Genomic DNA, 6,533 nt, shown 5'->3' with positions numbered 1-6,533 from the left:
GCATGGCAAGTCCGCGAGGAGGCGGCGACGACGCTGGGCAAGCTGGGCCAGATCGCGATCGGCCATGGCAGTGATGCCGACGCCATCAACGCCGTCAACGCAGGCGGCACGGCGAACGCACCCGGCGCAGCCAACGACGTCAACGGCGCCATCGACGCCGGTGAAGCCAGCTCGGACAACGAAGGCAGCGGGACCACCGAACCCGCCGTGGCCTTGCGGCAGGCGATGACGGATGCGTACTGGCAGGTGCGCCTGCGCGCCGCGCGCTCGCTGGGCCGTTTGCGCGACGTGGCGGCGCTGCCGGTGCTCATCGAGGCGCTGGCCCATCGCGCTGGCAACCTGCGCAAGGAGGCGGCGATCGCCCTGGGTGAGATCGGCGACCCGCGCGCGCTGCCGGCGCTGGAGGCGGCCGACGCCGACCCCGATCCGGAAGTGCGCAAGGCTGCGAGGCTGGCGCGCCAGCGCCTGTCATGAGCGGCGGCGCGCCCCAGGCGGTCGAGCTCCACGCCGGCCATCTGCTCTTGCGTTGGCCGGATGGCGAGCTCGTGCTGGCGGCTTCGACCCTGCGTGCGGCCTGCCGCTGCGCGCATTGCAGGGCAGCGGCGCTGAAGGGCGCGGTCTCATCGGCCGGGGACCCCGAGGTCGCGCTGAGTCAGGCGGAACTGGTAGGGCACTACGCGCTGCGGCTGAGCTTCAGCGACGGACACGACCGGGGCATCTATCCGTGGTCGCTGCTGCGCGAGATGGGCGCCTCGGAGGCGGGCGACAGCCGGTGAAGCGCCGATCTACCCGAAGGCCTGCTCGATCTCGGGCGGGAACTCGGGCCGGCCCTTGGCGTTCAACGCGGTGCCGGTGACCACCGCCTTGAGCATGAGGCGGTCGTCCGCGCGCCGATGGATGGTCTGGTCGAACAGGAAGCGGATCCGTCCCTGGCGCCGCAGCGTGGTGCGCACGACGAAGGTGTCGCCGCTGACCAGCGAGCCCTTGTAGTCGATCTCGACGCGGGTGACGACCAGGCTGATGCCGCGCCGGGAGAGCTCGCCGAATTTCAGCCCGCGGGTTTCGAGCAGCTCGTGCCGGGCGTGTTCCAGGTAGTTGAGGTAGACCGCGTTGTTGACGACATGGTCCATGTCGCATTCGTAGTCCCGCACCTTCAACTCCAGCTCGAAGGTCGGGGACTGGGCGGGCGTCGTCGCGGCGTCGGGCGTGGCGTTCATGCGGCGCGGGCCTTCAGCTGGTCGAGGCGGACGCGGATGCGGGCCAGCGCCTCGCGCAGGTCGTCCATGCTGGAGGCGAAGGACAGCCGCAGGAAGCGCTCGCCGAAGGCGGCGGGCCGAAGTCGCGGCCGGGCGTGAGCGCGACCTGCGCATGCGTCATCAGGTCCATGCACAGGTCCCAGCTGCCCAGGCCCGTGCCGGAGGCGTCGGCCCAGGCGTAGAAGGCGCCGTCGGGCGGCACCGGCACCGGCAGGCCCATGGCCTCGAGCGCGGGCACGACCAGGTCGCGGCGGCGGCGCAGTTCCTCGCGACGGCGCTCATATTCGGCGATGGACTCGGGCTCGAAGCAGGCGAGGGCGGCCTGCTGCGCGATCGTGGACGGGCAGATGTAGAGGTTCTGCGCGAGCTTCTCGACGGCGCCCACCATCGCCTCGGGCAGGACCAGCCAGCCCAGGCGCCAGCCGGTCATGCCGAAGTATTTCGAGAAGCTGTTGATCGACACCACGTCGTCGCCCAGCGCCAGCGCGCTGCGCGCATAACGGCTGTCGAAGCTCAGCGGCTGGTAGATCTCGTCGACGATCGTGACGCCGCCGCGCTCGCGCACGAAGGCGTGGATGCGGGCGAGTTCCTCCGGAGCGATCGAGGTGCCGGTCGGGTTGCTCGGCGAGGCCAGCAGCACGCCGCGGCTGCGTTCGGTCCAGTGCGGCCGCAGGCGGTCCAGGCTGAGCTGGAAGCGCTCGGCGGCGGTGGAGGGAATGAGCACCGGCGTCGCATCGACCGCGGCGACGAAGTGCCGGTTGCAGGGATAGCTGGGGTCGGGCATCAGCACCTCGTCGCCCGCCTGGAACAGCGCCAGGCAGGCGAGCTGCAGCGCGGCCGAGGCGCCGGCGGTGATGACGATGCGGTCCGGATCGATCGTCAGCCGCTGCGTCTGCCGGTACCAGTCGGCGACGCGCTCGCGCAGCGTGCGCAGGCCGTTGGCATGGGTGTAGGGGATGCGGCCTGCGGCGGTGAAGCGGGCGGCGGCCTCGCGGACGGCGGGGCTGGCGCCGAAGTCGGGCTCGCCGATGTTCAGGTGATCATGGGCCGGCCGCCCTGCGCCGGATCGCAGACCGCCGAGCGGGCGATCGCGTCGGCGCGCTTGGCGCATTCCATGACGTAGAAGGGATCGATGGCCTGGACGCGATCGGAGAGTTTCATCGCTGGGTGCAAGTGCTGTGCGGCCGCCATTCTAGTTTTGGCGCGCGCACCGCCGCCGGCTCGCCCCGGGTCACCCCGACGGCATCAGCCGGGCCGGCGAGGCGCCTGGGGGCGGGCCACGCGGGGACCGATCCCCGCCATCGCGGCCAGGCCCGCCAGCACCAGCGCCAGGCTCGCCGGCTCCGGCACGGCCGAGGCGGTCGTCACGTCGAAGCTCAGCGTGCCGCCCAGCCAGCGGCCATCGGCCACGCCGGGCGCGAGGTCCTTGAAGGCCTCGCTGAACTCCAGGCGCAGCAGGCCGTCCGCGCCGGCGCTCACGCCCAGGCCGCGCAGGTCGAGCATCCCCGTGTAGCTGGCCGTGCCGCTGAGGAAGTCGCCGTCGCCCGGCGCGAAGGTGATCTGGTCCAGCCCGCTCGATGCACCGAAGCTCAACTGCATCTCCGACAGCACGCTCGGCGAGAACGCCTCCAGCGTGACCGACCAGCTCAGCGCGTTCAGCGCCGCGTAGGCGCCGACGTCGACGAACCACACCGTGTTGCCGGCATCGCCCGGCAGATCCACGCTCTGCGCGCCGCTGACGTCGATGGCGACCGGCGTTGCCTGCGCGCCGGCGGCGCCGAGCGTCATCACCGCGGCCAGCGACCAGGCGGCCAGGGCCGCTGCGGAAGGGGAGCTTGTCATGGGGAGGACTTTCATCAGCGGATGGAATCAGGGGTTGGATTCAGCACGTGGATTCGGCGTGTGGATTCAGCGCGCGGAGGCGGCGGGAACGACGAACACGACGGCCGTGCGCGCCGGCAGCTCGAAGCGGCCGGTCGCGCGGTCGAAGCGGGCCTGGCGCGCGCGGGCGTCCGCGCCGGTCGCGTGGACCGGATGCGGCACCAGCGCATGGCCCGCCAGCGCGGGCAGTGTCAGCGCGTGCGCCGTCTTGTCGACGTTGATCAGGTAGACCAGCTCGTCGAAGTTGGCCCCCGGATAACCGACCCCGTTCAGCCGCCCGACCAGCACCGTCGCCTCCTGCGCCGACCCGGTGTTCAGGAAACTGAGCCGCGCCTGGATGTCCGCCGCGGTGCGCAGCCGCAGCAGCGTCGAGCTCTTGCGGATGCGCAGCAGGTCGCGGAACGCGTCGCGCGTCCAGGCGATGTCGGCGGCGCCCGGCTTGATCGCCGCGTCGGCCAGCAGCGGTCGCGCCAGGGACCAGTTGTCGGCGTTGTCCCGCGCGGGCGGCAGGCCCACGCCGAAGTGGTTGTCGGCATAGGTCCAGTCCAGCCGGTTGAACCAGTCGCCGCTGTCGTAGCTGTTGCGGTCCAGCGATTTGCTGCGCAACGTGTCGCCGCCCGCATGGAAGTACGCCACGCCCTGGCTGAACGCGTTGATCGCGCTGGCCAGGACCTGCACGCGGGCGCGGTCCTCGCGGCTGGTGCCGGCCGGCAGGCGGAACACGTTGTTGTCGAACAGGGTGAGGTTGTCGTGGTTCTCGACGTAGTTGACGACCTCGCCCGGCTCCAGCACCCAGCCGGCGGGAATGCCGCCGACGTCGATCTGATCGAGCCGCAGGGTCTCGTCCCAGCTCGTCTGCATCTGGAAGCCGCGGATCGAGCCCGCCATCGACGCGCGGATCCGGTCGGCCTGCCACATCAGCTCGCCGCGCGTCTGGCCGGCGTTCCAGCCGTTGCTGTCATAGAAGAAGCCGTTCACGTAGCCCTGGTTGGCCCGCAGCGACGCGCCCGAATCGCAGCAGCCGCCGCCGCGCACCGCGTCGCGGATCAGCGGATTGAAGCTGCCGATGCCCGAGCCGTTCAGCGACAGCATCTCCGCCTGCACGAAGCGCGCGCCGTTGGCGACCTCGCCGAAGTTCCAGCCCTCGCCGACGATCTGCACCTCGCGCCCGGCGGCCTGCGCCACGCGGGCCTTGAGCGTCTCCATGACCGCGCGCGGATGGTGGCCCATGATGTCGAAGCGCAGCGAGCTGATGCGGTAGTCGCGCGCCCAGATGACCGCCGAGTCGATCATGAGCTTGCCCATCATGAGGTTCTCGGACGCGGTGTTCTCGCAGCAGGTCGAGCGCTCGATGCCGCCGCTGGCGTTGTAGCGGAAGTAGTAGTTCGGCACGACCTTGTCCAGCACCGAGGTGGCGCTCTGGCCCGACGAGGTCGTGTGGTTGTAGACCAGGTCCATGCCCACCCGCAGGCCCGCCGCGTTGAGCGCCTGCACCATGCGGCGGAACTCGACCACCCGCGCCACCGGATCGCTCGCGTTGCTCGAGTAGCTGCCCTCGGGCGTCGAGAAATGCTGCGGGTCGTAGCCCCAGTTGAAGCAGTCGGCGGCGGCCGTGGCGGCCACGGCGGCCTGCTGCGTCTCGCCGTCGGGCGCGCCGGTGGGCGAGGGCGTCACGCAGCCTTTCTCGTTGACGGTGGCGAAGTCGAACGCCGGCAGCAGGTGCACGTCGGTCAGCCCCGCTGCGGCCAGCGCCGCCAGATGCCGCATGCCGTTGGAGCCGCTTTCGGCGAAGGCCAGGTACTTGCCGCGCCGGGCCGCGGGCACGGTGGCGTCGTTGATCGAGAAGTCGCGCACATGCAGCTCGTAGATGCTCAGGTCCGACGGCGCGTTCACCGTCGTCGGCGGCGCGTCGGCGTCCCAGCCGGGCGGCTTGGTGGAGCCGGCGTCGAGGTCCATCACCACGCTCTGCTGCCCGCCCAGCGTCACGCCCCGCGAGTAGGGATCGGCGACCAGCTGGCGCACCAGTCCCACGCCCTTGACGAACACCTGCACTTGGTAGCGATAGGTCGCCCCCTGCAGGCTGCCGGGCTTGCTCAGCTGCCAGACGCCGGTCGCGGCATCGCGGGTCATGGACTCCGTCGTCGTGCGGGTCAGCGGGGACGCGCCGATCGGCGTGGTCAGCACCAGCTGGACGTTCTGCGCGGTCGGGGCCCAGACCTTGAAGCTGGTGCCGCCCCGGGCCACGACGGCGCCCAGGTCGGGCACCTCATAGGCGGCCGCATAGAGGTCGTCGAGCGCGCCGGCGATCTGGGCGGTCGTCGCGTTCAGCACCCGGCCGTCGGCGTCGACCTGCGCCAGCACCAGTTGCTGCTGATGCAGGGCGGGCAGGCGCGCGATGTCGTCCGGGCGGACCGCGAAGACCCCGCCGCTGGCCACGTACTTGAAGCGCCGGGCCGCGGCCTCCGGCACGGTGCCGGTGAAGGCGTCCAGGGTGATGAAGCCGTCGGCGCCCGTCACCGCCGCGCCGGCGGCCACGGCGATCTGGCCGGTGGCCGAGTGGTACAGCCGCACGCCGCCGCTGGCACTGACGCGGGGCCACTTGACCAGCGTCTTGTTGAGCCACACCGCGCGCGCATCGGTGCTGGACACCTGGCGCAGGTCCGGCGGCGCGGTGTGGACGGTGGCGTCGCCCTCGACCAGCCAGATCTGACCGACGCGGTTCTGCACCGTCAGCGCGCCGAACTCGACGCGCAGGTTGTTGTCGCGGCCGTCCTTGTCGTTCTCGTTGGGCGGCATGCCGTGGATGATGAATTCCAGCCCCTTGCGGCTGGCGTCGTCCCGCGGATTGAGCACCGGCAGGTCGAAGACCACCTCGTCGCTGCCCAGCGCGTGCCCCGGCATCGCGCTGAACGGGACCGGCTGGTTCCAGCGGTCGATGGTGACGCCGGCGGGCAGGGCGGCCGTGTCCAGGCCGCTGCCATTCCACAGATGCAGGCCCCAGGCCGTGTAGTTGGCATCGAAGCGCTTGTAATGGACGCGCACCGTCGTGAGGTCGGGCGCCGGCTGGCCCAGCGGGTTGCTGGTGTAGGTCGTGCCGTCGCCCTGCAGGCGCCAGACTTCGTTGGCCCCGGCTTGCAGGACCAGGGACTGGTCGGCGCCGCCGTTGTCCTTCTCGTCGCCCTTGTGGAAGAGGAAGCCGACGGTGCCGCTGCCGGCCATGAGCGGCACGTCGTAGTACACGCCGAAGTCGTCGCTCCCGCTGGCGTTCCAGCCTTCGTTCCAGTTGGGACTGCCGGCCGCGTTCCAGGTGTGGATCTGCCAGCCGGCCGCGTTGCCATCGGCGCGGCGGTAGTGGACGCGCAGCGAGGTGGCCGGCGCGTCCGGCGAGGCGACCAG

5 protein-coding genes and 1 pseudogene are annotated in these 6,533 nt (G+C 71.4%); 2 read left to right on the top strand and 4 right to left on the bottom strand.

All coding sequences use genetic code 11. The features are described from left to right. Both FUT87_RS22490 and FUT87_RS22485 read left to right on the top strand, forming a co-directional pair. A partial coding sequence (locus FUT87_RS22490) for a HEAT repeat domain-containing protein (RefSeq protein ID WP_147242452.1) occupies nt 1-474 on the top strand: 474 nt, incomplete at its 5' end. Then, nucleotides 471-776 (top strand): DUF971 domain-containing protein, encoded by a 306-nt coding sequence (locus FUT87_RS22485; protein WP_147242451.1) that lies wholly within the window; start codon nt 471-473, stop codon nt 774-776. The genes FUT87_RS22490 and FUT87_RS22485, both read left to right, overlap by 4 nt. A gap of 9 nt (nt 777-785) precedes the next feature. Here FUT87_RS22485 and FUT87_RS22480 read toward each other — a convergent pair whose 3' ends face one another. From FUT87_RS22480 to FUT87_RS22465, 4 genes and pseudogenes are all read right to left on the bottom strand, one after another. After that, nucleotides 786-1,217 carry a thioesterase family protein gene (locus FUT87_RS22480; RefSeq protein WP_147242450.1) on the bottom strand — a complete coding sequence of 144 codons (432 nt, stop codon included), beginning with the start codon at nt 1,215-1,217 and terminating at the stop codon, nt 786-788. Beyond that, nucleotides 1,214-2,417: pseudogene (locus FUT87_RS22475) on the bottom strand (pyridoxal phosphate-dependent aminotransferase). The gene FUT87_RS22480 and the pseudogene FUT87_RS22475 overlap by 4 nt, the downstream one beginning before the upstream one ends. 84 nt (nt 2,418-2,501) lie before the next feature. Continuing rightward, a complete protein-coding gene (locus FUT87_RS22470; RefSeq protein WP_147242449.1) occupies nt 2,502-3,098 on the bottom strand; it encodes a PEP-CTERM sorting domain-containing protein in 597 nt (198 codons plus the stop codon). 66 nt (nt 3,099-3,164) lie between these two features. Then, nucleotides 3,165-6,533 (bottom strand): alpha-1,6-glucosidase domain-containing protein (locus tag FUT87_RS22465; protein ID WP_147242448.1); only part of this gene is annotated, 3,369 nt, incomplete at its 5' end.

The sequence above is a fragment of the Mitsuaria sp. TWR114 genome (genome assembly GCF_007997345.1).
The sequence above is the reverse complement of the archived record's forward strand: the minus strand, read 5'-3'. Positions and strand labels throughout refer to the sequence as shown.